Source organism: Pseudoxanthomonas sp. PXM01 (assembly GCF_014851815.1).
Taxonomy (GTDB): Bacteria; Pseudomonadota; Gammaproteobacteria; order Xanthomonadales; family Xanthomonadaceae; genus Pseudoxanthomonas_A.
In genome coordinates this window covers 680,725-705,881 of record NZ_JACVAJ010000001.1, presented here as the reverse complement: position 1 = coordinate 705,881, position 25,157 = coordinate 680,725, and the positions used below count along the sequence as shown (strand labels likewise).

The window sequence follows — 25,157 nt, the reverse complement described above, 5'->3', positions numbered from 1 at the left end:
GCGCGATGGGCATCCACGTTTGAGCCCGGGTAACGGTCGCGACTTGCGTCGCTCCTACAGAGGAAGCGCGGCTGCGCCATAATCCGCCGGTCGTCCCCGCTGGAGTTCCCGTGCGCGCCTCGCTGACCGCTCTGTTGCTGGCCTGTCTGGCCGTTCCTGCCCATGCGTTGCCGCCGCCCTGCAGCAGCGGCGTCGTCTTCGAGGATCGCAACGGGAACGGTGTGCGCGATGCCGGTGAGCCCGGCATTCCGGGCGTCAAGGTGTCCGACGGCGTGCAGCTCGCCACCACCGGAACGATGGGCGAGTACGACGTCCCCTACGAAGACGGACGCACGCTGTTCGTCATCAAGCCCGCCGGTTACGACCTGGCGGTACGGCCGGACGGGATGCCGGATTTCTGGCACAACCGGCAGTACCACAAGGGACCGGCGCTGAAGTACGGCGGCGTTCCGCAACGCCAGCCCGGTTGCAGGCACTTCGCGCTGCGTCCGCGCGACGCACCCGCGGGCGACGGTGCGTTCGAGGCATTGCTGTTCGCCGACAGCCAGACTGCTTCGGTGCAGGACGTGGACTACTACTGGCGCGATATCGTGCAGCCACTGGTCGGCAAGCACGTGGCTTCGCTGGGCCTGACGCTGGGCGACGTCGTCAACGACGATCTCGCGCTGTATCCGGAGATGCTGCGCACGACGATGAGTCTGCAGGTGCCCTGGCTGTTCATCCCGGGCAATCACGACCTGGATTTTGACGCTGCGAATGACGCGGATTCGTTACGCACGTTCCGCCATCACCTCGGCCCGGACACGTTCGCGTGGGAAGAAGAGGCGGTCACCTTCATCGGACTGGACGACGTGATCTATCAGCCGGGCAAGTCGCCGTCGTACTTCGGCGGCCTGCGCGAGGACCAGTTCGCCTTCCTGCAGGGCTACCTGCCGATGGTCCGCAAGGACCGGTTGCTGGTGATCGGGGTGCATATCCCGCTCTTCGAGGAAGGTGCCCGTGGGTTCCGTGTCGCGGATCGGGAACGCCTGTTCGCACTGCTGAAGGATTTTCCGCATGTGCTGCTGCTGAGCGGACATACCCACACGCAACGGCACTGGTATCACGACGATTCCACCGGCTGGCATGGCCTGCGGCCGCTGCACGAGTACAACGTCGGTGCGGCTTGTGGCGCCTACTGGTCGGGCGTCAAGGATGCGCAGGGGATTCCCGCTTCGACAATGGCCGACGGTACGCCCAACGGCTATGCGCGGCTGCGCGTCCAGGCCGGCGGCGAGTACGCGCTGTCCTGGCACCCGGCGCGCGCCAAGGACGACAACGGCATCGGCCTGCATGCTCCGAAGGTCCTGCGAAAAGGCGCCTATCCCGCTTGGGGCGTCTACGCCAACGTCTACATGGGTGAGGCGGATACCCGGGTCGAGTTCCGCGTCGATGATGGCGAGTGGAAGCCGATGAAGCGTGTCGAGCAGCCGGATCCCGCGCTGCTGGTCGAGAACATGCGCGACGATGTGGCCGATGCATTGCGGGGCTACGACCGTTCGCCGGAGGCCGAACCCTCCCACCACCTGTGGCGCGCCGCGCTGCCCACCGATCTTGCGGAAGGCGAGCACCGGGTGGAGGTCCGGGCCTTTGATCGTTGGCGCGGTGAGGTCGCGGCGCACACCGCCTATCGTTTGCAGACTGCGGAACCCTGAGCATGGCCACGCCCGAGCTTCCGATCGAACACTTTGCCGATGCCGCCGCCTGGGAACGTTGGCTGGAGCGCCATGCGACTTCGGCTGGCCTATGGCTGAAGATCGCCAAGAAGGAGGCCGGCATCGCCTCGGTGAGCTATGCCGAGGCACTGGACGTCGCGCTGTGCCATGGCTGGATCGACGGACAGAAGAAGGGCTTTGACGCCCAGTTCTTCCTGCAGCGCTTCACCCCGCGGCGTGCGCGTAGCACCTGGTCGAAGATCAACGTGGCGAAGATCGATGTCTTGGTCGCGGCAGGGCGCATGCGCCCTGCGGGACTGCGCGAAGTCGAAGCGGCGAAGGCGGACGGCCGCTGGGACGCGGCCTATGACGGCGCCAAGTCGATGGAGGTGCCACCGGAACTGGCGAAGGCGCTGGCGCTCGCCAAGCATCGCAAGGCGAAGGCCTTCTTCGACACGCTGGACAAGACCAACCGCTACGCAGTGTGCTGGCGCGTGCAGACCGCGGTGAAGCCGGAAACGAAGCACGCACGGGTCGAAAAGCTGGTCGCCATGCTCGCCAAGGGCGAGAAGATCCACGACTGAACCGCAGAAACGGAAACGCCTCCCGATGGGAGGCGTCCTGGGACCTGGCGGGCGCGCGAAGGCTGGCGGGCGAGGTTCACGTGGCTGGCTTGCGGAGGGCTGGCTTGCGACGTGGCGCGCAGTCTAGGCAATCGCGCGGCGCCATGTAGAAACGCGAATCGCTCTCATCGAGGGGCGCGGCTGGCGCGGACGCTCAGCCACGCGCCGGCCAGCAGCAGGGCGACTGCGACCGCCTGTATCCAATGCGCTTCCGCGCGGCCCGATGCCACCAGCAGCAGGGTGGACAGCAGGGGGGCGAGGTAGGAGAGGCTGCCCAGCAACGCGATATCGCCGCGCTTGGTGCCGTGGTCCCACAGCCAGAACGCCGCGCCCACCGGCCCGATGCCCATCAGCAGCAGTACGACCCACTGGCCTGCGGTCGGCACGACAGTCTGTTCGCTGAGCAGGTGCGCGATCGTGCCCAGCACGGCGACGCCCGCACAGCCCACGGTGATGGCCGCAGTGGGCACGTCGGCATAGCGCCGGTTGAGCACCGAATACAGCGACCAGATCAACGCCGCGCCCAGTGCCGCCAGATAGCCAGGAACATGTGCGGGTTCGACCTGCAGGCCGCGGCCACGGGTGACCAGCAGGACCGCAGCGACCAATCCGAGCGCGGTGCCTAGCCACTGGCCGGGACGCACCGATACGCCACCGAACAGGCCGGCGAAGACGACGATCAGCAGCGGCCACATGTAGTTCAGCAGGTTGGCTTCCACCGCCGGCGCACGCTTCAGCGCGATGAAGTACAGCGCGTGGTAGCCGAACAGCGCGAGCGTCGACAGCGAGAGGGCCGGCAGCGGTTGGCGGAGTTCGCGCCAGCCCGCGGCACCGCGCAACGTTGCGCGAACCAGGCCCAGCAAGGCCGCGATACCGAAGCCGATCGCCAGCACCTGGAACGGCGGCAGGTTGCCGGTGGCGGTCGTGAGCAGGGCCAGCGATGCCCACAACAGGATCGCGACCAGTCCGATCAGCGTGGCACGACGCAGCGCGCCGGCATCGCTCACGCGGCGGGCAGCGTGATGTCGGCGAACGACTCGACCCGCACATGGCCGCTCGCGGCGTCGCCGGTACGCGGCTGCGCATAGTCGTCCAGCCTGTCTACCAGCCGGGTCTGCAATCCCGCGTCACGCGCCGCGTCCAGTTCCTCGACCACGTCGGACAGGAACAGGATGCCCTCCGGCGCGATGCCGATGCGGTCCGCAATCGCGCGGTAGCTGCCGGCTTCGCGCTTGCCGCCGATCTCGGTGTCGAACCAGCCGGAGAACAGCGGTGTCAAGTCGCCCGCATCGCTGTGGCCGAAGAACAGCTTCTGCGCCGGCACGGAGCCGGACGAATACACGTAGAGCGGGTAGCCCTGTGCATGCCACTCGCGCAGCGCGGGCGCGGCATCGGGGTAGATATGCGCGGTGAAGTCGGCGTCGCGGTAGCCGGCTTCCCAGATCAGGCCCTGTAACGCCTTCAGCGCGGTGTGCTTGCGGTCCTGGTCGATCCAGCCCTGCAGCGTCTCGACGATGACATCGTCGCTGCAGATGCTGCCGTGCTCGGTAGCGACGGCATCCAGCCAGCGCCGCACGTCCGGCTCCTGGCCGTGCTCGCGCACGAAGCCGGGCAGGGCGCGGCGTGCATAGGGAAACAGCACGTCCTTCACGAACGAGATGCTGCTGGTGGTGCCTTCGATATCGGTGAGGATGGCGGAAACGGGCATTGCGCGGGATTCTTCGGGGAGGAGTGCGCGGGCTCAGTGCCCGTCGGTGAGGCCTTCGTAGCGCGGGAACTCCTGAGCCAGCGTGGTGCCGGTGAAATGGCCCACCCAGCCGTCCGGCTCGGTGAAGAAACGGATGGCTACGAAGCTCGGTTCCGGCCCCATGTCGAACCAGTGCAGCGTGCTGTCGGGCACGCCGATCAGGTCGTCCTGCACGCATTCGACTTCGTAGACCTTGTCGCCCACGTGCAGCGTGAACAGCCCCGATCCGGCGACGAAGAAGCGCACTTCGTCCTCCTTGTGGAAGTGTTCGTCGAGGAATTTCGCGCGCATCGCCTCGCGCTGCGGATTGTCCGGCGCGATACTGACCACATCGACGGTCTTGAAGCCGCGCTCGGCGACCAGCCGGTCGATATCGGCACGATACGCATCGATCACGTCTTCCGCCGGCGCACCGGGCGCGATCGCCTTGGTCGCTTTCCAGCGTTCGAAGGTCACGCCGAGCTTCTTCAGTTCGGTGGCGATGAAGTCGGGGTCGTAACTGGCGAACTCCGGCGTGGCCGGGTCGGATTCCTTGAAGATGCGCAGGCGGCTCATGGCGATGGCGTGAGGCGGCGAGGGGGACGTTAGGGTAGCAAACCCGCTCCCCGCGTCCTGTTGCAGAATCGGAACGCAGCGATAACCGTCGGTTATCAGCGCCGGCAGCCGAGCTTGCGCAGCTCCAGTTCGGCGGCGAACAGGAACTCGAACGCTTCCAGATGGCGGCGTGCCTCGGCCATGGTCCGGCCCCACGCATACAGGCCGTGGCCGTCGATCAGGTAGCCCCACAGCGGCTGGCGGTCGAGCAGGGCGTCCACCTGGGCGGCCAGCGTCGGCATGTCCTGGGTATTGGCGAACACGGGTACGTCGATGGCCATCTCGTGCGTGCTGTTGCCGTGGAAGGCCTTCAGCAGTTCGAAGCCTTCCAGGCGGACATGGCCGGCGCCGGCAAACAGGCGGGACGCCACGGTCTGCACCAGCGAATGGGTGTGCAGCACGCAGCCGATCTCGGGGTAGCGACGGTACAGCTGCGTATGCAGCAGCGTTTCCGCCGACGGACGATGGTCGCTGCCGACCGCCAGGCCGTCGAAGTCCACCACCATGATGTCCGCTTCCACCAGCCGGCCCTTGTCGCGGCCGGAGACAGTGATGGCCGCGTGCTGCTCGTCCAGCCGCTGCGAGAAATTGCTGCTCGTGGCCGGCGTCCAGCCCAGTTGCGCCAGTTCGCGCACGTTGGAGATGATGGACTGCGCGCGGTCGCGCAACTGGTCGGCGTCGTAGGGCAGGGCGTTCATGCCCGCCAGTTTACCGCCTGCGCCGGCTCATGGTCCCGGCGACGCCGGACGTCGTGCGAATCCCCGGTATGCGGCCAGCGCCAGCAGGGCAATGACGATGCCGCCGACCAGCGTCTTGACCGGTGTCGAGTACACCAGCAGGCCGCAGGCCAGCAGCGCGCCCATGCCGACGAGGCGGTCGCCACGCGACGCGGGGCGTGCCGACGTGCCCAGCATCAGGCTGAGCGCGGCGGCGACATAGGCCATCACCACCAGCGTCACCACCATGTTGATGATGGTTTCGAACTGGCCGGAGACGGTGGGCGACAGCGTCAACACCGCCAGCGCGGTCATCGACAGCGTGATGATCAGCAGCCCCCAGCCCGCCGATCCGTTCGCGCGCAGGCGACCGAAGATGGCGGGCAGGAAGCCGCGTTGCGCGGCGCGTGCGCCGGATTCGCCCGTTACCAGCATCCAGCCGCCCAGCGTGCCGGTGGCCTTCAGGGCGGCCGCGGCGGCGATCACCGGGATGGCCCATTCGCCGAACATGCGCCCGGCCACGAGCGCGAACGGAGCGCCCGAATCGGCCAGTTCGGCGGCGGGCACGATGCCCATCATCAGCACCGACGATGCCAGGTAGACCAGGCCGGCGATGACGATGCCGCCCATCGTGGCGATGGGCACGTTGCGGGCCGCGTCACGCACCACGCCGGCCACCATCGCACCGGTTTCCAGGCCGACGAAAGCCCAGAAGATCGGTGCCAGCGAGCCGAACACCACGTGCGCATCCGATTCGCCGGAGACATTCCAAGCCGCCTGGTAGATCCCGGCATCGAAGCTGCCCCAGCCCCAGATCAGGATCGCGGCGACCGGCAGCAGGCCCAGCACCACGCACAACGACTGGAAGCGCGCGATGGCACGCGGGCCGAACAGGTTCAGCGCGAACATCAGCCAGATCAGTGCGATCTGGCCCAGCACGCGTGTCAGCGTGCCGTCGCCGACCGGCAGCAGCAGCGCGAGGTAACCGAACGCGGCCACCGCGATGGCGTTGTTGCCGATCCACGACGAGATCCAGTACAGCGTGGCCGCCAGGAAGCCCATGTCGCGGCCCAGCGCCGGGCGCACGTAGTCGTCCGGGCAGTCCAGCTTCGGGTAGTCGCGCACCAGGCGTGCGAACGTGGCCCCCAACAGCACCGCCAGCACGGTGGCCAGCAGCCAGCTCAGCGCGGTCACGCCGCCGGACCGTGCCAGCGTGGCGGGCAGCAGGAAGAAGCCGGAGCCGATCATGTTGTTGGCGACCGAGAAGGTCGCCAGGACCGGGCCGATCTTGCGGGGTTGGGTGTCGGACATGCAGGTGTCGTCGAAGACGGGGACGGCGGGAACGGGTTTCCCCACGCCCAAACGAAGGATGGCGCGTTTCCGCGCCATCCGGGAGTGCCTCAGCCTTGGTCAGGCCTGGGGGCCTTCGTGGAACGGGGGCTCGGGATCGATGCGCGGGCCGCCATCGGGGCCCTTGTCGCCGCGACCCAGGTCGCTGTGGCGGTAACCGTACGCCCAGTAGATGATCAGGCCCAGGATCGCCCAGCCGAAGAACAGGCCGATGGTGTACATCGACAGGTTCAGGAACAGCAGCAGGCAGCCGGCGATCGCCAGCGGGCAGATCAGCCACACCATCGGCGTGCGGAACGGACGGTGGCGCTTCGGATCGCGCTTGCGCAGGATCAGCACCGCAGCCGCCACGGCCATGAACGCGAACAGCGTGCCCGAGTTGGAGATGTCGGCCAGGATGCCGACCGGGAAGAGCGCCGCGAACAGCGCGACGAACGCGCCGGTGATCAGCGTCACCACGTGCGGGGTGTGGAACTTCGGGTGCACCTTCGACAGGACCGGCGGCAGCAGGCCGTCGCGCGACATGGTGAAGAAGATGCGGGTCTGGCCGTACAGCATCATCAGGATGACCGACGGCAGGGCCAGCGCGGCAGCCATGCCGATCGCGTTGCCGATGCCGGCGAAGCCCATCACCTTCAGCACGTGGGCCAGCGGTTCCTTGCTGCAGACCAGCGCGTCGCTGCCGACGCAGGCCGCGGCCATTTCGGGCGTGCCCGGGTGGAAGGCCACGCCGTTGGCATCGAACATCGGCTGCGCGCCGTTGGCACCGACCGCGCCGTAGCTGACCAGCATGTAGAACACGGTGCATACCGCCAGCGACCCGATCAGGCCGATCGGGATGTTGCGGTTCGGATTCTTGGTTTCCTCGGCGGCGGTGGAGACCGCATCGAAGCCGACGTAGGCGAAGAAGATGGAGGCTGCCGCGCCCAGCACGCCGATGCCGCCCATGGGGCTGCCCCAGCCGGTCGGGAAGAACGGTTCGAAGTTGGTGTCCTGCGCTGCGGGAACCGCGATCGCGATGAAGACGGTCAAGGCAGCGACCTTGATCAGCACCAGGATGGCGTTGACCTTGGCCGACTTCGACGTGCCGATCACCAGCAGGCCGGTCACGGCGAGCGCGATGCAGAAAGCCAGCAGGTTGAAGCTGCCGCCGTCCATAGGGCCGCTCTGCAGTGCCCGTGGAAGCTCCCACCCCGCGCTGTTCAGCAGGCCGTTGACGTAGCCTGACCAGCCCACCGAGACCGCGCCGGCCGCGACGGCATACTCCAGGACGAGTGCCCAGCCGACCGTCCAGGCGATCGCTTCGCCCAGAACGCCGTAGGTATAGGTGTAGGCCGAGCCGGAGACCGGCACCATCGAGGCCAGTTCGGAGTAGGCCAGTGCCGCGAGGCCGCAGACCACGGCGGCGATCACGAACGCGATCATCATGCCGGGGCCGGCCTTCTGGCCCGCTTCGGCGGTGAGGACGAAAATGCCGGTGCCGATGATGGCGCCGATGCCCAGCATCGTCAGTTGGAAGCCGCCCAGCTGGCGTTTTAGCGCCTTCTTTTCAGCCGTTTCAAGAATTTTGTCGAGCGGCTTGACGCGCCAAAAGAGCATCGTGTGGTCCCCATGTCTGAACGGCTGTGCCCTGCCTGGCGGCAGGGGATTGATCCGCCGTACCTTGCCAAACCGGCCTCTTGTTCACAAGCGCGACTGCAACATCGCGAGCGATAATGCCGGGTCACGTTCGGTCGAACCAGAAGAAAACTCTGCCATGTCAGCCGCTTACAGCGATCTCCGGGGTCATATCATCGATTACGCCCGCCGTTGGCCGGCCGAACGTGAGGTGGCTGGGCAGTTCCTGGCGCTGCTGGACGATCCGGCCAATCCGTTCGTGCGTGAGCGGCTGGAGGGGCACCTGACCGGCGGCGTGTGGCTGGTCAGCGGTGATGGCCGGCGCATCCTGATGACCCACCACCGCAAGCTGGACCGCTGGCTGCAACTGGGCGGGCACGCCGATGGCGACACCGACATGGCGCGCGTGGCCCTGAAGGAGGCGGAGGAGGAGTCCGGCCTGGCCGATCTCTGCGTCGAGGGCGCGATCTTCGACTTGGACCGCCACTGGATTCCCGAGCGCAAGGACGTCCCCGGACACTGGCACTACGACGTGCGCTACGTGGTCCGCGCCACCGGCAGCGAGAACTATGCGGTCAGCGAGGAGTCGCTGGACCTGGCCTGGCGCGACATCGCGTCCATGATCGACGATGCCGATGTGTCGATCAGCCGCATGGCCCGCAAATGGCTGGCGCGGGACGCGTAGGGCGGGCCCAGGCCCGCCGTCCTCCGTGCGTCAGTACAGCACGCGCACCCTCAGCGTGCCGTCGATCGCCGCCATCGCATCGCGCAGGCTGGCGGTCTGCTCCTCGTCGGCGGTGACATCGATGACGACATAGCCGACCTTGGGATCGGTGCGCAGGAACTGGCCATCGATGTTGATGCCGCGGTCGCGGAAGATGTCGTTGATCTGCGACAGCACACCCGGCACGTTGCGGTGGATGTGCAGGATGCGGCGGCTGCCGTCGTGGCCGGGCAGGGTGACTTCGGGGAAGTTCACCGACGACAGCGTGCTGCCGTTGTCGCTGTAGCGCACCAGCTTGGCCGCCACCTCGATGCCGATGTTGTCCTGCGCCTCCAGCGTGCTGCCGCCGACGTGCGGGGTAAGGATGACGTTGTCGAGGCCGCGCAGCGGCGACTCGAACAGTTCCGCGTTGCCCTTGGGCTCCAGCGGGAACACGTCGACCGCCGCACCGCCGATTTTGCCCGACTTCAGCGCATCGGCCAGCGCGTCGATGTCGACGACGGTCCCGCGCGAGGCGTTGATCACGTGCGCGCCGTGCTTGAGCTTGGCGATCTGTGCGGTGCCGAACATGTCCTTGGTCGCCGCCGTCTCCGGCACGTGCAGCGTCACCACGTCGCTCTGCGCCAGCAGGTCGTCCAGGCTCACGGCCGAGCGGGCATTGCCGAGCGACAGCTTGGTCTCGATGTCGTGGAAGAGCACCTGCATGCCCAGGGCTTCGGCCAGTACGCCGACCTGGGTGCCGATATGGCCGTAGCCGATGATGCCCAGCGTCTTGCCGCGTACCTCGTGGCTGCCGGCGGCCGACTTGCTCCAGCCGCCGCGATGGCATTCGGCGTTCTTCTGCGGAATGCCGCGCATCAGCAGGATGGCCTGCGCGATCACCAGCTCGGCCACGCTGCGGGTATTGGAATAGGGCGCGTTGAAGACCGGGATGCCCGCCAGTTCCGCCGTGTCCAGATCCACCTGGTTGGTGCCGATGCAGAAGCAGCCCACTGCGATCAGGCGGCGAGCCTGCGCCAGTACGTCTTCGCTCAGATGGGTGCGCGAACGGATGCCGACGATGTGCGCCTCGGCGATGCGACGCTTCAGTTCGTCTTCCGGCAGCGACTTCTCGTGGAATTCGATATGCGAATAGCCGGCCGCGCGGAACGTCTCGACGGCCGTCTGACTGACCCCTTCCAGCAACAGCACGCGGATGTCCTGCTTCGGGTACGAGGTCTTCTTGATCGACATTGCCGGAAAGGTCGCAGCTGAGGGGAAAGGGCCGTCACTATGCCAGATGGAAGACGCCGATGGTGCGGCGCGCCATGGAAAGCTCGGTTGTTGTTTCTTCGCTTGGTTGCCCCTGAAACCAAGGGTGGTATCGGCTGGACGCCACACGGCATCGCTGGCACGCTGGGCGCCCCCGAAAGTCCTGCCCCCGCAATGAGCGATCCGCGCCTGGAAGCCCTGCAGCATGCCGTCCCGGCGCTGCGACTGAAGACCGAGCCTGCCGACCTGGAACACTACGGTCGCGACTGGACCCGCCGCTGGACGCCGACGCCGCTGGCGATCGCGCTGCCGGCCACGGTCGAGGAGGTGCAGGCCGTGGTGCGCTGGGCCAACGAGCATCGCGTTGCCATCGTACCGTCGGGCGGTCGCACCGGTCTGTCGGGTGGCGCTGTGGCGGCGAACGGCGAACTTGTGCTGAGCCTTGAGCGTATGAACCAGGCGCTGGACTTCAATGCCGTGGACCGCACGCTGACCGTGCAGGCCGGCATGCCGCTGGAAGCCGTGCACAACGCGGCGCGCGACCATGGCCTGGTCTATCCGGTGGATTTCGCCGCACGCGGTTCCTGCGCGATCGGCGGCAACATCGCCACCAACGCCGGCGGCATCCGCGTGATCCGCTACGGCAACACCCGCGAATGGATCGCCGGCCTGAAGGTGGTCACCGGCGCCGGCGAGGTGCTGGAGCTCAACAAGGCGCTGATCAAGAACTCCAGCGGCTACGACCTGCGCCATTTGTGGATCGGATCGGAAGGCACGCTCGGTATCGTGGTCGAGGCCACGGTGCGGCTGACCGATCCGCCGCCGCCGACCAACGTCATGCTGCTGGCGCTGCCGTCGTTCGAGGTGCTGATGCAGGTGTTCGCCGCGTTCCGCGAGCGGCTGCAACTGGAAGCGTTCGAGTTCTTCACCGACCGCGCGCTGCAGCACGTGCTGGCTCATGGCGCGCAGAAGCCCTTCGATGAAGTGCATCCTTACTACGTGGTCACCGAATTCGCGATCGGCGACGAGGCAAAGGAAGCGGCTGCCATGGCGGCCTTCGAAGCCTGCATGGAGCAGGGCTGGGTCAGCGACGGCGTGATCAGCCAGTCCGACGCACAGGCGGCCCAGTTGTGGCGCCTGCGCGAAGGCATCACCGAAGCCCTGGCGCGCTACGTGCCCTACAAGAACGACGTATCGGTGCGTATCTCGGCGATGCCGGCCTTCCTGGCCGAAACGCAGTCGCTGCTGGGCGAGGCCTATCCGCAGTTCGACGTGGTGTGGTTCGGCCATATCGGTGATGGCAATCTGCACATCAACGTGCTGAAGCCCGATGGCATGGAGAACGCGCACTTCGTCACCCAGTGCGAGCAGGTGACGAAGCTGCTGGCCGCGTCGCTGAAACGCCACCACGGCAGCATTTCGGCGGAGCACGGCATCGGGCTGGTAAAGAAAGGCTATCTGGAAAGCACGCGCAGTGCCGAAGAGATCGCAGTGATGCGCGGCATCAAGCGGGTGCTGGATCCGAATGGGCTGATGAACCCGGGCAAGCTCTTCGACAGCTGACAATAGTCGCGGATTCATCCTCGCCACATCGATTGCGGGTAGTCTTTGCGCACCGCGCCGGCCACGGCGTTCCCCCGTTTGGAAATTCCATGTCCCGATTGATCCTGGCCGGCGTGCTGCTGGCGTTCTCCGTTCCGACGCTCGCCGGCAGCTTCGCCGGTTCTTCCGCGGGTGCCTCCTCGGCCGGTTCGTCGGCGTCGTCCGACAGCTCGTCGGGCGACGACAAGATCGTCGTGCAGGCGCGCGAAGACGCTGCCAGTTTCGTCGCCAGCGATGGCCGCATCCGCGGCGCCCAGCTCGAAGCCGCACTGCGCCACCTGCGCGAGAAGGACGAAGCCGCGCGCAAGGCCAGCGACATGCAGCTGGCGCAGGCGATCCTGGCCCGCTGATGCATCCGCGTCGGCCCCGGGGCCGGCGCATCGCCGTGCTCCTGCTGGGAGCATGGCTGGGGCCGGCCGCTGCGGCGACTACGCTCAAGATCGATTCCGCGGGGCTGACACCCGACGACGTCACCGCGACGCAGTCGCTCATCGACGATGTCCTGCCGCGCCTGCCCGGGACATGGCGCAATGGCCTGCCTGCCGGCCTCGTCCTGCAGTGGCGCGATGATTTTCCAGACCATGTCGCGGGACGACGGGTGGGCGGTCGCGTGTTGTTGTCGCGCCAACTGCTCGATGCATGGCAAGTGCGCGACACGGTGTCGGCGGACGATGCTTCCGTGCGTGCCGTCCGCGAGGCGCTCGTGCACGAACTGGCCCACAGTTACGACCGCGCGCAGCGCAACGTCCTGTCTGGTGATCCGCGCCTGCGCGATCTGGCCGGGTGGCAGCGCAGCGTGTTCCCGTTCGCAGGGCGCCGTTCGCGCAACGACTTCGTCGCGCGGACGCCGGACCCCTACGAACGGGAGCGCCCGTCCGAATTCGTGGCGGTGAACCTGGAGCGCTTCATCCTCGATCCGGCGTACGCATGCCGGCGTCCGGCGTTGCATCGCCATTTCGCGGCGCACTTCAACGTGGCTGCGGCGACGGGTGCCTGTACGCCGGATCTGCCGTTCCTCGATGCGGACGCCGAAGCGGGCGATGCCTCGTTGTTGTCCCTCGACCCGGCACGCGTGTACGCGATCGACTATCTGCTCGCCGAGGGCAACACCCAGGCGATGAGCCGCTGGGGCCACAGCATGTTGCGGCTGGTGATCTGCGCGCCCGGTCGCACTCCCGGCCCCGACTGCCGCTTCGACCTCTCGCATCATCGCGTGCTGTCGTTCCGTGCCTTCGTCGGCGACGTGCAGATCTCCGGCTGGCGTGGCCTGACCGGCTCGTACCCGTCGCGGCTGTTCCTTCTGCCGCTGGACCAGGTGATCGAGGAGTACACCCGGGTCGAGCTGCGTGGCCTGCAGTCCATTCCGTTGCGACTGGGCCCAAGCGAAATCGGCTCGTTGCTGGAACGCGCCGCCCAGTTGCACTGGAGTTACGACGGGCGCTACTACTTCATCAGCAACAACTGCGCGGTCGAGACCTGGAAGCTGTTGCACGACGGCGTGCCACGTCTGGCCAACGAGCCGCTGGCGAGCATCACGCCGACCGGGCTGCTCAGGAAGCTGGAGCGTCGTGGCATCGCGGATATCGATGTGCTGGAAAATGCCGACGAAGCACGCCGGCTCGGCTACTACTTCGAGCCGATGAGCGCGCGGTACGACGCGCTGTTCGCGGTCGCCCGCGACGCACTGTCGCTGCCGCAGCGCGATGCGCAGGCCTGGCTGGCGTTGTCACCGGGCGAGCGTGCCGTCTGGTTGCCGCAGGCCGACCTGCGCACCAGTGCGGCGTTGTTTGTGCTGGAGAACGCGGCGCAGCGTCGCCAGCAACTGCTGCTGCGCGACGCACTGAAGCGGCGGTACCTGGGGCGCGACGCGTCGGACGACATCGCACGGGCACTGGATGCGTTGCGCGCGTGGCTCGGCGACACCGGCTTCGTCAGTCGGCCTTCTGAACTGGTGCCCGAAGGCTACGGGCTGCCGCAGGCCGATGAGCGCGCGCGCGTGGCGGAGGAGGCGAGGATCCGCGTGGCGCGCCTGCGCGAGCAGGATGGCGCGCTGCGCGCCGAACTGGAGCGATGGCTGCCTGCCGACCAGCGCGAGGTGCTGCGGGGCATCGAGGCGAACCTCGAGACGATCGGCGCGCGCCTGCGCGCAGGGGATGCGGCAGGCGCGTCGTAACCCGACCTCAGTCGGCGCGGCCGCCGAACTCGCCCGTGGTCGTGTTGACCAGGATGCGCTCACCGTTGGTGATGTACTCCGGCACCATGATCTCGATGCCGGTGCTCAGCCTGGCCGGCTTCGGACGCTTGGTGGCGGTGCCGCCCTTCAGCTCCGGCGGCGTCTCGACCACTTCCAGCGTCACGTGCTGCGGCAGCTGCAGCGCGACCGGCAGCTCGTCGATGACCTGCACGTAGCAACCCGCGAGGCCATCGGTGATGTAGCCGGCGTCATCGCCGATGACATTGGCGTCCAGCGTGTAGGGCGTGTAGTCCTCGTCGTCGAGGAAGACGAACGCGTCGCCGTCCTTGTAGGAATACGTCGCCTGGCGGCGCAGCAGCTCCACTTCGCTCAGGTTGTCGTCGGCGTCGAAGCTGGCATCCAGCTTGTTGCCGCCCGGCACGCTGTACATGATGAAACGGAAGCGCACGTTGCCGCCGCGGCCCTGCGGCGAGCTGCGCTCGATGTCGCGGATCTGGTACACGCCGCCGTTGTGTTCGACGACGTTGCCCTTTTTGATGTCGAAAGCCTTCATGGATCAACCGTATCTGGGGAATGGGAAAGTGGAGGGCACTGGCCCGCTTACTTCGGCGCCAGGCGTACCGCGCCGTCGAGGCGGATGGTCTCGCCGTTGAGGTAGGGGTTGCCGAGGATGTAGGCGACCAGGTCGGCGAATTCCTCCGGCTTGCCGAGGCGCGACGGGAACGGGATCGACGCGCTGAGCGACTGCTGCACGGCCTCCGGCATGCCATCGACCATCGGCGTCCAGAAGATGCCGGGGGCGACGGTCATCACACGGATGCCGAAGCGCGAGAGTTCGCGGGCCATCGGCAGGGTCATGCCGACCACACCGCCCTTGGAGGCCGAGTAGGCGGCCTGGCCGATCTGGCCTTCGTACGCCGCCACGCTGGCGGTGTTGACGATGATGCCGCGCTCGCCGTCGGCGTTCGGGGTGTTGTGCTGCATCAGGTCCGCGGCCGCCTTCGCCACGTTGAAGCTGCCGACCAGGTTGACCATCACGGTGGCCTGGAAGGTCGACAGCGGCATGGGCGCTTCCTTGCCCAGCACGCGGCCCGCGCCGAGGATGCCGGCGCAGTTGATCGCCGCATTCAGGCCGCCGAGGAAGTCCTTCGCCGTAGCGACGTTCGCGGCCACGCCGGCTTCATCGGTCACGTCGGTACGGAAGTAACGGACATTGGCTTCGCCGAGTTCGGCGACGGCGGCCGCGCCCTTGTCGTCGTTGACGTCGAACAGCGCCGCCTTGCCGCCGTGGGCGACCAGGTGGCGGGCCACGGACAGGCCGAGGCCGGAGACACCGCCGGTGATGACGGCACGGGTATCGGAAAGCTGCATGCGGTGAACCTGCTGCGGAAAGGGCCGCATTTTACGCGATGGCGGGGGAGGGGCGGGGAGCCCATGACCGGGTAACGCCTGTGGGAGCGGCGTCAGTCGCGATAAGGCCCTCCCTGTAGAGCTTCATCGCGACTGACGTCGCTCCCACACCAATCTCTCCCGACGAGGCGCTCAGGCGTGCAGCGCCCGCTCCAGCGGGGCGTCGGCGAGACGGCGCGCGAACTCGTCCGGGGACAGGCCGGGAGCGAACAGGAAGCCCTGGCCGACCGGGACGCCGAGGTTCAGCAGGAACTGGCGCTGGGCTTCGGATTCCACCCCTTCGGCCACCAGCCCCAGCCCCAGGCTGCGTGCGATGGCGGAGACGGCCTGGCAGACCGCGACGTCGGAGCGGTTGTTCGGTACGCCCTCGGTGAACAGCGGACTCAGCTTCAGGCCGTGGATCGGCAGGCGGCGCAGGTAGTTCAGTGCGCTGTAGCCCTCGCCGAAATCGTCGATGGTCAGCAGCACGCCCAATTGGCGCAGGTCGGCGAAGGTGCGCAGCGTGGCAGGGGCGTCCTCGATCAGTACGCGCTCGGTGAACTCCAGCTCCAGTGCGCTGCCGGGCAGGTCGAACTCGGCCAGGATGGCGCGCACGCGATCGGCCAGGTCGTCGCCAGCGAACTGGCGGTACGACACGTTGACCGCCACGCGCACGATGCCCAGGCCCATGTCGCGCCAGGCGGCCACCTGCCGGCAGGCTTCGCGCAGCACCCAGCTGCCGATGCGCACGATGTCGCCGGTGGTCTCGGCATGGCTGATGAAGACGTCAGGCCGCAACTCGCCCAACTGGTGGTTCTGCCAGCGGATCAGCGCTTCGCCGGCGATGATGCGGCCGTTGCGCAGGTCGACCTGCGGCTGGTAGACGAGGCGGAACTCCTCGTTGTCGACCGCGCGGCGCAACTGCGTCTCGATCTGCAGGCGATCCTGCTGCCGCTGGGCCAGTTCCTGGGTGAAGCTCTGCCAGCCGTTGCGCGCGCGATGTTTGCTGTCGTACATCGCGATGTCGGCGTTCTGGATCAGCTGCTGCGGCCGCAGGCCGTCGCCCGGTGCCACCGCCAGACCAATACTGGCGGTGATGGCGAACTCGTCCTTGCCGAAGCGGAACGCATCGGCGAACGCGCCCAGCACCGCATGCGCCATCGCTTCCGGCTGGTGGGGGTCTTCACCGGCGTCGCAGATCACCAGGAACTCGTCGCCGCCGAAGCGCGCGATCATCCCCTCGGTGCCGACCGCGCCGCGGATGCGGTCCGATGCCTGCACCAGCAGCTCGTCGCCTGCGTTGTGGCCCAGCACGTCGTTGACCATCTTGAACCGGTCGAGGTCGATGTAGAGCACCGCGACGCGCGCGCGCTCGGGATCGGCGAGGCGCGCGCCAAGCTCGGTCAGCACGGCGTCGCGGTTCATCAGGCCGGTCAGCGGATCGGTGCGCGCCTGGATGCGCAGCATCTCCTCGGCCTGCTTGTCCTGCGAGATGTCCTGCATGGTGCCGGTGATGCGCGAGGCGCCGGGATCGCCCGGTTCGGCATCGCCGATCACGCGGATCCAGAACGGGTGTCCATCGGCCTGGGTGCCCTGCAGTTCCAGGTCGAAACCCTGGCCACCGGCGGTGATCAGGTCCAGCGCACCGCGCAGGCGACGACGGTCGGTTTCGCGCAGACACGACAGCATGTCGTTGAGCGTGACCAGCGGGCGTGCCGCGCCGAGGATGCGCTGGGCCTCGTCGGTCAGGTACATGCGGTCGCGACCGAGATCCCATTCCCAACCGCCGATGTGGGCGAGCGATTGCGCGCGGTCGAACAGCGCGCTGTCGCGCTTGAGTTCGGTGACGTCGCTGAACAGCGTGCTGACCTGGGAGGGCACGCTCGCGCCGGGCGCGAACTGCGGCACCGAGGTGGCGGTGAGCCAGAGCAACTGCTTCTTTTCGCGGTGATACAGGCCGAGCAGTACGCTCTCGACCATCTGGCCGGTGTCGAGCGCACGCTGGGCAGGGAGCTCATGGCGCGCCATCTCGCGGCCGTGCTCGTCGACGATGTGCCAGCGACCGAGCGCCAGTTCCTGATCGGCGCGCTGGTCCTCGCGGATGCCGAAGATGCGCATCGCGGCACCGTTGCAGTACTGCACTTCCAGGTCGCGGTTGTGCACCACGATGCCCTTGTCGATGGTCTCCATCAGCTCGCGGTAGCGCAGTTCCGCCAGCCGACGGCTGCTGATGTCGCGGGCGACCGCGACGATGCTCTTGCGGCCGTCGAAGTTGATGTTGGCCGAGTGCACTTCGACGGGGAACCGGGTGCCGTCGCCGCGCATGTTGGTGACTTCGATGACGTAGGTCTCGCCGCGGTTCAGCGTTTCCCACACCGGTACCAGATGGTCGCGCGGCAGGTCGGGATTGAGCACGTTGATGTTGCGCCCGACGATCCCGTCGCGCGGACGCTTGTATGCCGTCGTCCCTGCCTGGTTGAGGTCCAGGATGGTGCCGTCCTCGGCGATGATGCTGACCGGGTCGGGGACCGCGTCGAACAGATTGCGGTAACGCGAGCGCTCGGTATCCGCTTCGTGCTGCTTGGCGAGCAGCGCCTCGCGCGCGTCCTGGAGCAGGCGGGCAGTGGACGGGTTGGTCTCTGCCGCGACCGCGCGTTCGAGCGCGGCGGCCAGCGCCATCACGTCGACGTCGCTGGCCGGGCCTTGGTTCATGCGGCCGCCAGGGCCTTGCCGACGCGGCTGCCGGTCTCGCGACCCAGCCGGGCCGACAGCCAGCGGCCGGTGTCCGCCAGCAGGTCCAGGTCCACGCCGGTGCGCAATCCGAGGCCATGCAGCAGGTAGACCACGTCCTCGCTGGCGACGTTGCCGCTGGCGCCCTTGGCGTAAGGGCAACCGCCTGCGCCGGAGACGGCCGAGTCGACCACGCGGACGCCGACGTCGAGACACGCGAGGATGTTCGCCAGCGCCTGCCCGTAGGTGTCGTGGAAATGTACGGCCAAAGCGGACATCGGCACCTCCGCGGCGACCGCCGACAGCATGTCGGCCGCCTTGCGCGGCGTGCCGACGCCGATGGTGTCGCCCAGCGAGATTTCGTAGCAGCCCATCGCATGCAACTGGCGCGCCACGCGCACCACATCGGCCAGCGGTACGTCGCCCTGGTAGGGACAGCCGAGGACGGTGGACACGTAGCCGCGTACCTTCACGCCATCGGCGGCGGCGCGCTCGAGCACCGGGCGGAACCGTTCGATGGATTCGTCGATGGAAGCGTTGATGTTCTTGCGGTTGAACGCCTCGGACGCCGCGGTGAAGACCGCCACCTCCTCGACGCCGACGGCGCGTGCGCGGTCGTAACCGGTCTCGTTCGGGACCAGCACGGGATAGGCCGTGCCGGGACGCCGCTGGATGGCGGCGAACACCTCGGCGGCATCGGCCAGCTGCGGCACCCATTTGGGGCTGACGAAGCTGGTGGCCTCGATGCTGAGCAGGCCGGTGCGCGACAGCCGGTCGATCAGTTCGACCTTGTCGACGGTGGCGACCAGGGTCTTCTCGTTCTGCAGGCCATCGCGGGGGCCGACCTCGACGATGCGGACGAAATCGCTGCTGGAGGGCAGGGCACTCATGAGCGCTTCCCGTCCTTGGCACGGCGCATGCGCAGCGTCTTGTCGCGACCGTCGAAGGCGTCGAACAGTGTGGGCTCGGACTGCAGCAACCTGCGCAGTTGCTCGGGTCCGCCTTCGAACACGTAGGTGCTGGCGTCGGCCTCGCGCGCCTTCAGCGAACCCTGCTGCACGCGTTGCATGATGTCCACCGTGTCGAGCATCGCGATCTGCAGCGTATCGTTGCGGATGCGGTACTTCAGCAGTGTGACCGCGCCGGCCGGCATGCCCTTCGGGATCGGTGGCGTGGCCGCCTTGCCGGTGCCGAACAGGCCTTCCAGTTCCTTGAAGCCCAGGGCGAGGTAGCGTTCGCCGTCGAGTTCGAATCCGAGCGCGTCGAACTGCGGCGCATCGGCGCGCGCGGCATCGTGCAGACGTACGCGGCAGGTGGCGTCCACCTCCGCGTAATCGTCCTTGCCCAGCGGGACGCGGTCCTGCGGGCTGTCGGGCAAGGGAATCCAGCGGCCGACGAGAGCCGGATCGCAGGCCAGCGGTGCCGGCGGCTGCTCGAACATCACGCAGCCGCCCAGCAGGCAGGCCGCCAGCAGGGCGACGGCCGTGCGCCACGATGACGGCGGGACGGACCTCACTCCAGCGTCACCAGCACAGTATCGGCGTCGACGAAATCGCCAGCCGCCGCGCGCAGTTCCGCCACCACGCCGGCGCGCGGTGCCTTGACGGCCAGCTCCATCTTCATCGCTTCCATCACCAGCAGCTCCTGTCCTGCGTCCACGCTGTCCCCGACCTGCGCCTTGACCACCACCACCCGGCCCGGCATCGGCGCGATGATGCGGCCGTCCCCGCCGCTGTCCCCGCCTGCCGTCCGCTGGTACGCCGGCAGCGTCTCCAGCGTGGCGCGCCGTTCCCCGTCGTGCAGGGTGAGGCGGGCGCCATGGCGGTGGACGCGGAAGCGTCGTGCCTGATCATGGATACGCAACTCGAGCAGCCCAGCGGTCAGCCTGGCACCGGCGACCGGATGCGTCGCGCCATCCACCTCGACGGCATAGCGACCGCCATGGCCGTGTGCGAGCGCGTCCCAGCGCTGGTCGCGGTGCTGGAGGGCCAGTGGCCGGCGGCCGGCGTGACCTAGGCGCCAGCCATCGGCGATGGCCCATGGGGAGCCCGGATCGCCCGACACGGCGGCGTCGCTGCGGGCGGTCGCTTCCTGTTCCAGCAGAACGGCGACGGCGGCGGCCACCTGCAGGTCGGTCGTCAGTGTCGGTGCGGGCATGAACTCGCCCAGGTGCCGGTCCAGATACCCGGTATCGATGCGCCCCTCCACCACGGCAGGATGCCGGGCGAGCTGCTCGAGGAAGCCGATGTTCGACTTGGGTCCGACGATGTCGCACTCGGCCAGCGCGGCGCGCAGCCGCGCCAGCGCGGTGGGCCGATCCTCGCCCCAGACGATCAGCTTGGCGATCATCGGGTCGTAGAAGATGGTCACCGTGTCGCCTTCGATGACGCCGGCATCCAGGCGCACCTGGGCCGAGGGTGCGGGCAGGACCAGCGACTCCAGCCGTCCGGATCCCGGCAGGAAGCCGGCCTCCGGATCTTCGGCGTACAGGCGAACCTCGATGGCATGCCCGCGCTGCACGATGGCGTCCTGCACCAGCGGCAGCGGTTCGCCCGCGGCCACGCGCAGCTGCCATTCCACCAGGTCCAGGCCGGTGACCATCTCGGTGACCGGATGCTCCACCTGCAGGCGGGTATTGATCTCCATGAAGTAGAACTGGCCGTCGGGATCGACGATGAATTCCACCGTGCCGGCGTTGGCGTAATCGATGGCCTGCGCGGCTTTCACCGCCGCATCGCCCATCGCGGTGCGCAACGCGGGCGTCAGGAACGGCGAGGGCGACTCTTCCAGCACCTTCTGGTAACGGCGCTGGGCGGAGCATTCGCGCTCGTTGAGATGCAGGGTGTGGCCATGCATGTCGGCGAATACCTGGATCTCGATATGGCGTGGCGACTGTACGTAGCGTTCCAGCAGCACGCGGTCGCGGCCGAACGCATTCGCGGCTTCGCGCTGGCAGCTTTCCAGCTGGGCGATGAACTCCTCCAGCCGGTGCACCACGCGCATGCCCTTGCCGCCACCGCCGTGCGCGGCCTTGATCATCAGGGGGAAACCGATGCGCGCCGCTTCGCGCGACAGGGTGTTCGGCGACTGGTCCTCGCCTGTGTAGCCGGGGACGACCGGTACGCCGGCCGCCGCCATCAGCTCCTTGGCGCCGGCCTTGCTGCCCATCTTGCGCATGGACGCGCCGGACGGACCGATGAACACCATACCGGCGGCCGCAACGGCATCGGCGAAGTCCGCGTTCTCGGACAGGAAGCCGTAGCCCGGATGGATGGCCTGCGCGCCGGTTTTCTTCGCGACCTCGATGATCGCGTCGCCACGCAGGTAGCTGTCCGCCGGGCGGGGGCCGCCGATGAGGTGGGCTTCGTCGGCCTGGCGCACGTGCTGGGCGTCGGCGTCGGCCTCGGAGTACACGGCGACGGTGCGGATACCGAGCCGGCGGCAGGTGCGGATGACGCGGCAGGCGATTTCGCCGCGGTTGGCGATCAGGATCTTGGAGAACATCAGGACTGTGCTTCCGCAGGCAGGTGGCAGACGGCTTCGATGTTGTGACCGTCAGGATCGATGGCGAAGGCGCCGTAATAGTTCGCGTGGTAGTGCGGACGCAGGCCGGGCGCGCCGTTGTCGCGCGCGCCGGCCGCGAGTGCGGCAGCGTGGAAGGCGTCCACCTGTGCACGGTTCTGTGCGGTGAACGCGATGTGGGCGCCCCGGCCAGGCTCGCCGCTGTCCTTGCCGACCCAGAAATGCGGGCGGCCCGGCGGACCGAAGCCGCAGCCTTCGTAACCGCCCGTCATCTCGCGCGTCACCTCCATCACGACGCCATGGCCGAGCGTGGCCAGCACATCCTGGTAGAAGGCACGGCTGCGTGCGTAGTCGGCGACTTCGATGCCCAGGTGATCGATCATGCGGTCACTCCCTGAGGGTCCACGCCGGCGCGCGCTTGTCGAGGAAGGCAGACAACCCCTCCTGGCCCTCCGCCGACACGCGAAGTCCGGCGATGAGGTCGGCGTTGTCAGTGTCGAGCCGGTCGCGGTCGGAGCAATCCGCCACGCGGGCGACGAGACGCTTCGCACCCGCAGCGGCATGCGGGCCCGCCTTCAACAGCAGCGCAAGCTGGCGTTCGATGGCGGCGTCCAGTGCGTCGGTGGCGACCACGTCGTGCAACAGCCCGATCCGAAGCGCGGTGGCGGCGTCGAAGATTTCCGCAGTGGCGAACCAGCGGCGCGCCTCGCGTGGCCCGATGGCGGCGATGACGTACGGCGAGATCACCGCGGGCAGCAGGCCCAGCTTGCTTTCGGTCAGGCCGAACTTCGCCTCCGGGACGCCGATGGCGATGTCGCAGCACGCGACCAGGCCGACGCCGCCGCCGAATGCCGCGCCATGGACCCGGGCGATCGTGGGCTTCGGCAGTTCGTCCAGCGTGCGCATCAGGCGGGCGAGGGCGAGGGCGTCCTCGCGGTTCGCGCCTTCGCTGGCCGCCGCCATGCCGCGCATCCAGTTCAGATCGGCACCGGCGGAGAACGAGGCGCCGCTGCCCTCCAGTACCACGGCCCGGACAGCGGGGTCGGCACCCGCCTGGACCAGCGTCTCCGTCAGCGCCGCGATCAGGGCTGCATCGAAGGCGTTGTGCAGGGCGGGGCGCTCCAGCCGGATGCGCGCCACGGCGCCGGCGCGGGTCAGTACGAGGGGGTGTTCCTGCGGTGATGCCGCCATGCGTGCCATTCCCTGCAAAGTCGCCGAATGATAGCGGCACAGTCCGTTGCGGCCGTCGTGCAGTGCGGCGATGCTACAATGAGAACAGTTCGCATTTGAGGCTGCTGCGTGATCCTGACCGACCTTCCCCGGCGTACGCCCGCCATCGTCGAATCCGTCGAGGACCATGGTCCGCAGGACAACATCGCCCGTCGCCTGCGCGAACTGGGCTTCGTCAACGGCGAGGACGTCGAAATCGTGGCGAAGGGTCCGCTGGGCGCCGAACCGCTGCTGGTGCAGGTTGGTTTCACCCGCTTCGCGCTGCGCCGCTCGGAAGCAGCCCGCGTGCGATTGCGCACCGGAGCGGCGGCATGAGCGCTTCCGACGCATCGACGCTGCGGCTGGCGCTGGTCGGCAATCCCAACTGCGGCAAGACCGCGTTGTTCAACCAGCTGACCGGCAGCCGGCAGAAGGTCGCCAACTACGCCGGCGTCACCGTCGAGCGCAAGGAAGGGCGACTGCATTCGAGCGACTCCGGTCGCAGCTACGCCGTGCTGGACCTGCCAGGGGCGTACAGCCTGCACGCCGCAAGTCTGGACGAAGCCGTCACCCGTGACGTCTGCCGCGGCTTCTATCCCGGCGAGGCGGCGCCCGACGTGCTGGTCTGCGTGGTGGACGCCACCAACCTGCGCCTGCACCTGCGGTTCGCGCTGGAAGTGCGCGAACTCGGCAAGCCGATGATCCTGGCGGTCAACATGATGGATGCCGCGCAGCGTCGCGGCATCGCCATCGATCTCGCCGCGCTGGAGCGCGAACTCGGTGTGCCGGTGGTCGAGACCGTCGCAGTCCGGCATGGCGGTGCGCGCGCGCTGGTCGAGCAGATCGATCGCATGGCGGCACAGCCGCACGAGCCGCGTACGCGTCTGGGCGACGGTGCCGACCTGCATGCGGAAACACGTCGCCTGTTGTCCCTCGCGGTCACCATGCCGGAACGCACGGCGAAGATCGATGATGCGCTGGACCGCTGGCTGCTGCAGCCCGTGTTCGGCTTCGCCGTCCTGATCGTCGTGATGTTCCTGATCTTCCAGGCCGTGTTCGCGTGGGCGACGCCGTTCGCGGATGCCATCGAAGCGGGCACCGCGTGGCTGGGCGAGGTCGTGGGAGGGCTGATGCCGGAAGGGCCGCTCAACAGCCTGATGGTGGATGGCATCATCGCGGGCTTGGGCGGGGTGGTCGTGTTCCTGCCGCAGATCCTGATCCTGTTTGCCTTCATCCTGGCGCTGGAAGAGAGCGGATACCTGCCGCGCGCCGCCTTCCTGCTGGATCGCCTGATGCGTGGGGCGGGGCTGTCGGGCCGCTCGTTCATTCCCTTGCTGTCGAGCTTCGCCTGCGCTGTGCCCGGCATCATGGCGACGCGCAGCATCCAGGACCCGCGCGACCGCATCGCCACGATCCTGGTCGCGCCACTGATGACGTGCTCCGCGCGCCTGCCGGTCTATACGCTGCTGATTGCCGCGTTCATCCCAGCCGAGAAGGTGGGCATCTTCAATCAGCAGGGCCTGGTGATGTTCGGGCTGTACGCCGCGGGCATCTTCAGTGCGCTGGTGGTCTCCTGGGTGATGAAGAAGTGGCGGCGCGACAAGAGCGAGCATGCGCTGCTGCTGGAGTTGCCGTCCTATCGCATCCCGCACCCGCGCGATCTGCTGATCGGGCTGTACGAGCGCGCCATGATCTTCCTCAAGCGCGTCGGCGGCATCATCCTGGCGCTGACGATCCTGCTGTGGGTCTTGCTGACGTTCCCGGCGGCGCCTGCTGATGCCGTAGGACCGGCCATCGACTACAGTTTTGCCGGACGCATCGGCCACGCCATGGCGGTGTTCTTCGCGCCGCTGGGCTTCAACTGGCAGATCTGTATCGCGCTGATCCCGGGCATGGGCGCGCGCGAGGTCGCGGTGTCCTCACTGGCGACGATCTACTCGCTTTCCGCCGCGGACGACGATGCCGCCATCCAGGCGCTGACGCCGGTCATCAGCGACGGCTGGTCGCTGGCCACCGCACTGTCGCTGCTGGTGTGGTTCATCTATGCGCCGATGTGCATCTCGACGCTCGCCACCATCAAGCGCGAAACGGGATCGTGGAAGCAGATGGGCTTCGCGACGTTCTACCTGTTCGCACTGGCCTACCTCGCCTCGCTGGTGACCTACCAGGTCGCCAAGGCGCTGGGCGCGGGCTGA

At 67.9% G+C, this 25,157-nt stretch carries 23 protein-coding genes; 8 read left to right on the top strand and 15 right to left on the bottom strand.

The features are described 5' to 3' along the window. Positions 1-131: 131 nt before the first annotated feature. Positions 132-1,694, top strand: coding sequence for a calcineurin-like phosphoesterase C-terminal domain-containing protein (locus IB230_RS03185; RefSeq protein WP_192271237.1), 1,563 nt, complete (start codon positions 132-134; stop codon positions 1,692-1,694). Between the two features lie 2 nt (positions 1,695-1,696). Next, positions 1,697-2,278: a YdeI/OmpD-associated family protein gene (locus IB230_RS03180; protein ID WP_192268663.1), complete on the top strand. Its 582-nt coding sequence runs from the start codon at positions 1,697-1,699 to the stop codon at positions 2,276-2,278. A 164-nt stretch (positions 2,279-2,442) separates the two neighbouring features. Here the strand turns inward: IB230_RS03180 and IB230_RS03175 are convergent, their stop codons facing one another. The 6 genes from IB230_RS03175 to IB230_RS03150 form a co-directional block, all read right to left on the bottom strand. Further along, positions 2,443-3,324: an EamA family transporter gene (locus tag IB230_RS03175; protein ID WP_192268661.1), complete on the bottom strand. Its 882-nt coding sequence runs from the start codon at positions 3,322-3,324 to the stop codon at positions 2,443-2,445. Further along, a complete protein-coding gene (mtnC, locus tag IB230_RS03170; RefSeq protein ID WP_192268659.1) occupies positions 3,321-4,025 on the bottom strand; it encodes an acireductone synthase in 705 nt (234 codons plus the stop codon). Before mtnC ends, IB230_RS03175 begins: the two co-directional genes overlap by 4 nt. Positions 4,026-4,058: 33 nt before the next feature. Next, on the bottom strand, positions 4,059-4,619 hold the full coding sequence (locus tag IB230_RS03165) for an acireductone dioxygenase (RefSeq protein WP_192268657.1): 561 nt from the start codon (positions 4,617-4,619) through the stop codon (positions 4,059-4,061). A gap of 95 nt (positions 4,620-4,714) precedes the next feature. Continuing rightward, positions 4,715-5,356: a methylthioribulose 1-phosphate dehydratase gene (locus IB230_RS03160; RefSeq protein ID WP_192268655.1), complete on the bottom strand. Its 642-nt coding sequence runs from the start codon at positions 5,354-5,356 to the stop codon at positions 4,715-4,717. Between the two features lie 27 nt (positions 5,357-5,383). Continuing rightward, on the bottom strand, positions 5,384-6,685 hold the full coding sequence (locus IB230_RS03155; RefSeq protein ID WP_192268653.1) for an amino acid permease: 1,302 nt from the start codon (positions 6,683-6,685) through the stop codon (positions 5,384-5,386). Between the two features lie 99 nt (positions 6,686-6,784). Continuing rightward, positions 6,785-8,323, bottom strand: a complete 1,539-nt coding sequence (locus IB230_RS03150; RefSeq protein ID WP_192268651.1) for an amino acid permease — start codon at positions 8,321-8,323, stop codon at positions 6,785-6,787. Positions 8,324-8,480: 157 nt separating this feature from the next. Here IB230_RS03150 and IB230_RS03145 point away from each other — a divergent pair, with 157 nt between their 5' ends. Next, complete coding sequence (locus tag IB230_RS03145) at positions 8,481-9,026, top strand: NUDIX hydrolase (protein WP_192268649.1); 546 nt, start codon at positions 8,481-8,483, stop codon at positions 9,024-9,026. Between the two features lie 30 nt (positions 9,027-9,056). Here the strand turns inward: IB230_RS03145 and serA are convergent, their stop codons facing one another. Next, entirely contained in the window at positions 9,057-10,298 is a 1,242-nt protein-coding gene (serA, locus tag IB230_RS03140; protein ID WP_192268647.1) for a phosphoglycerate dehydrogenase, read from the bottom strand. A 192-nt stretch (positions 10,299-10,490) separates the two neighbouring features. Between serA and IB230_RS03135 the strand changes: the two genes are divergently transcribed. The 3 genes from IB230_RS03135 to IB230_RS03125 all read left to right on the top strand — a co-directional run bounded on the left by IB230_RS03135 (position 10,491) and on the right by IB230_RS03125 (position 14,091). Beyond that, a complete protein-coding gene (locus IB230_RS03135; protein WP_192268645.1) occupies positions 10,491-11,879 on the top strand; it encodes an FAD-binding oxidoreductase in 1,389 nt (462 codons plus the stop codon). 89 nt (positions 11,880-11,968) lie between these two features. Further along, complete coding sequence (locus IB230_RS03130) at positions 11,969-12,268, top strand: DUF2388 domain-containing protein (protein ID WP_192268643.1); 300 nt, start codon at positions 11,969-11,971, stop codon at positions 12,266-12,268. Continuing rightward, the gene (locus IB230_RS03125; RefSeq protein WP_192268641.1) at positions 12,268-14,091 is read left to right on the top strand and encodes a DUF4105 domain-containing protein; all 1,824 of its coding nucleotides are present in this window, start codon (positions 12,268-12,270) and stop codon (positions 14,089-14,091) included. Before IB230_RS03130 ends, IB230_RS03125 begins: the two co-directional genes overlap by 1 nt. 7 nt (positions 14,092-14,098) lie before the next feature. Here IB230_RS03125 and yeiP read toward each other — a convergent pair whose 3' ends face one another. From yeiP to IB230_RS03085, 8 genes are all read right to left on the bottom strand, one after another. Next, positions 14,099-14,665, bottom strand: a complete 567-nt coding sequence (gene yeiP, locus IB230_RS03120; RefSeq protein WP_192268639.1) for an elongation factor P-like protein YeiP — start codon at positions 14,663-14,665, stop codon at positions 14,099-14,101. Between the two features lie 47 nt (positions 14,666-14,712). Beyond that, positions 14,713-15,483 carry an SDR family NAD(P)-dependent oxidoreductase gene (locus tag IB230_RS03115; protein WP_192268637.1) on the bottom strand — a complete coding sequence of 257 codons (771 nt, stop codon included), beginning with the start codon at positions 15,481-15,483 and terminating at the stop codon, positions 14,713-14,715. Between the two features lie 171 nt (positions 15,484-15,654). Further along, positions 15,655-18,213 (bottom strand): EAL domain-containing protein, encoded by a 2,559-nt coding sequence (locus IB230_RS03110; RefSeq protein WP_192268635.1) that lies wholly within the window; start codon positions 18,211-18,213, stop codon positions 15,655-15,657. Further along, complete coding sequence (locus tag IB230_RS03105; protein ID WP_192268633.1) at positions 18,210-19,121, bottom strand: hydroxymethylglutaryl-CoA lyase; 912 nt, start codon at positions 19,119-19,121, stop codon at positions 18,210-18,212. The genes IB230_RS03110 and IB230_RS03105 overlap by 4 nt, the downstream gene beginning before the upstream one ends. Then, positions 19,118-19,747 carry a hypothetical protein gene (locus tag IB230_RS03100; RefSeq protein WP_192268632.1) on the bottom strand — a complete coding sequence of 210 codons (630 nt, stop codon included), beginning with the start codon at positions 19,745-19,747 and terminating at the stop codon, positions 19,118-19,120. Before IB230_RS03100 ends, IB230_RS03105 begins: the two co-directional genes overlap by 4 nt. Beyond that, on the bottom strand, positions 19,744-21,735 hold the full coding sequence (locus tag IB230_RS03095) for an acetyl/propionyl/methylcrotonyl-CoA carboxylase subunit alpha (protein ID WP_192268630.1): 1,992 nt from the start codon (positions 21,733-21,735) through the stop codon (positions 19,744-19,746). The genes IB230_RS03100 and IB230_RS03095 overlap by 4 nt, the downstream gene beginning before the upstream one ends. Then, positions 21,735-22,136, bottom strand: a complete 402-nt coding sequence (locus IB230_RS03090) for a VOC family protein (protein ID WP_192268628.1) — start codon at positions 22,134-22,136, stop codon at positions 21,735-21,737. The genes IB230_RS03095 and IB230_RS03090 overlap by 1 nt, the downstream gene beginning before the upstream one ends. Positions 22,137-22,140: 4 nt before the next feature. Next, positions 22,141-22,944: an enoyl-CoA hydratase-related protein gene (locus IB230_RS03085; protein WP_192268626.1), complete on the bottom strand. Its 804-nt coding sequence runs from the start codon at positions 22,942-22,944 to the stop codon at positions 22,141-22,143. A 108-nt stretch (positions 22,945-23,052) separates the two neighbouring features. Between IB230_RS03085 and IB230_RS03080 the strand changes: the two genes are divergently transcribed. Continuing rightward, positions 23,053-23,298, top strand: coding sequence for a FeoA domain-containing protein (locus tag IB230_RS03080; protein ID WP_192268624.1), 246 nt, complete (start codon positions 23,053-23,055; stop codon positions 23,296-23,298). Then, the gene (gene feoB / locus IB230_RS03075) at positions 23,295-25,157 is read left to right on the top strand and encodes a ferrous iron transport protein B (RefSeq protein WP_192268622.1); all 1,863 of its coding nucleotides are present in this window, start codon (positions 23,295-23,297) and stop codon (positions 25,155-25,157) included. Before IB230_RS03080 ends, feoB begins: the two co-directional genes overlap by 4 nt.

What these genes read in the sequence shown, in the direction of transcription:
- IB230_RS03160 (WP_192268655.1), bottom strand. Translation starts at nt 5,356, where the DNA reads ATGAACGCCCTGCCCTACGACGCCGACCAGTTGCGCGACCGCGCGCAG.
- IB230_RS03090 (WP_192268628.1), bottom strand. Translation starts at nt 22,136, where the DNA reads ATGATCGATCACCTGGGCATCGAAGTCGCCGACTACGCACGCAGCCGT.
- IB230_RS03095 (WP_192268630.1), bottom strand. Translation starts at nt 21,735, where the DNA reads ATGTTCTCCAAGATCCTGATCGCCAACCGCGGCGAAATCGCCTGCCGC.
- IB230_RS03110 (WP_192268635.1), bottom strand. Translation starts at nt 18,213, where the DNA reads ATGAACCAAGGCCCGGCCAGCGACGTCGACGTGATGGCGCTGGCCGCC.
- IB230_RS03145 (WP_192268649.1), top strand. Translation starts at nt 8,481, where the DNA reads ATGTCAGCCGCTTACAGCGATCTCCGGGGTCATATCATCGATTACGCC.
- IB230_RS03180 (WP_192268663.1), top strand. Translation starts at nt 1,697, where the DNA reads ATGGCCACGCCCGAGCTTCCGATCGAACACTTTGCCGATGCCGCCGCC.
- mtnC (WP_192268659.1), bottom strand. Translation starts at nt 4,025, where the DNA reads ATGCCCGTTTCCGCCATCCTCACCGATATCGAAGGCACCACCAGCAGC.
- IB230_RS03115 (WP_192268637.1), bottom strand. Translation starts at nt 15,483, where the DNA reads ATGCAGCTTTCCGATACCCGTGCCGTCATCACCGGCGGTGTCTCCGGC.
- IB230_RS03085 (WP_192268626.1), bottom strand. Translation starts at nt 22,944, where the DNA reads ATGGCGGCATCACCGCAGGAACACCCCCTCGTACTGACCCGCGCCGGC.
- IB230_RS03155 (WP_192268653.1), bottom strand. Translation starts at nt 6,685, where the DNA reads ATGTCCGACACCCAACCCCGCAAGATCGGCCCGGTCCTGGCGACCTTC.
- IB230_RS03105 (WP_192268633.1), bottom strand. Translation starts at nt 19,121, where the DNA reads ATGAGTGCCCTGCCCTCCAGCAGCGATTTCGTCCGCATCGTCGAGGTC.
- feoB (WP_192268622.1), top strand. Translation starts at nt 23,295, where the DNA reads ATGAGCGCTTCCGACGCATCGACGCTGCGGCTGGCGCTGGTCGGCAAT.
- IB230_RS03135 (WP_192268645.1), top strand. Translation starts at nt 10,491, where the DNA reads ATGAGCGATCCGCGCCTGGAAGCCCTGCAGCATGCCGTCCCGGCGCTG.
- yeiP (WP_192268639.1), bottom strand. Translation starts at nt 14,665, where the DNA reads ATGAAGGCTTTCGACATCAAAAAGGGCAACGTCGTCGAACACAACGGC.
- IB230_RS03165 (WP_192268657.1), bottom strand. Translation starts at nt 4,619, where the DNA reads ATGAGCCGCCTGCGCATCTTCAAGGAATCCGACCCGGCCACGCCGGAG.
- IB230_RS03130 (WP_192268643.1), top strand. Translation starts at nt 11,969, where the DNA reads ATGTCCCGATTGATCCTGGCCGGCGTGCTGCTGGCGTTCTCCGTTCCG.
- IB230_RS03125 (WP_192268641.1), top strand. Translation starts at nt 12,268, where the DNA reads ATGCATCCGCGTCGGCCCCGGGGCCGGCGCATCGCCGTGCTCCTGCTG.
- IB230_RS03150 (WP_192268651.1), bottom strand. Translation starts at nt 8,323, where the DNA reads ATGCTCTTTTGGCGCGTCAAGCCGCTCGACAAAATTCTTGAAACGGCT.
- serA (WP_192268647.1), bottom strand. Translation starts at nt 10,298, where the DNA reads ATGTCGATCAAGAAGACCTCGTACCCGAAGCAGGACATCCGCGTGCTG.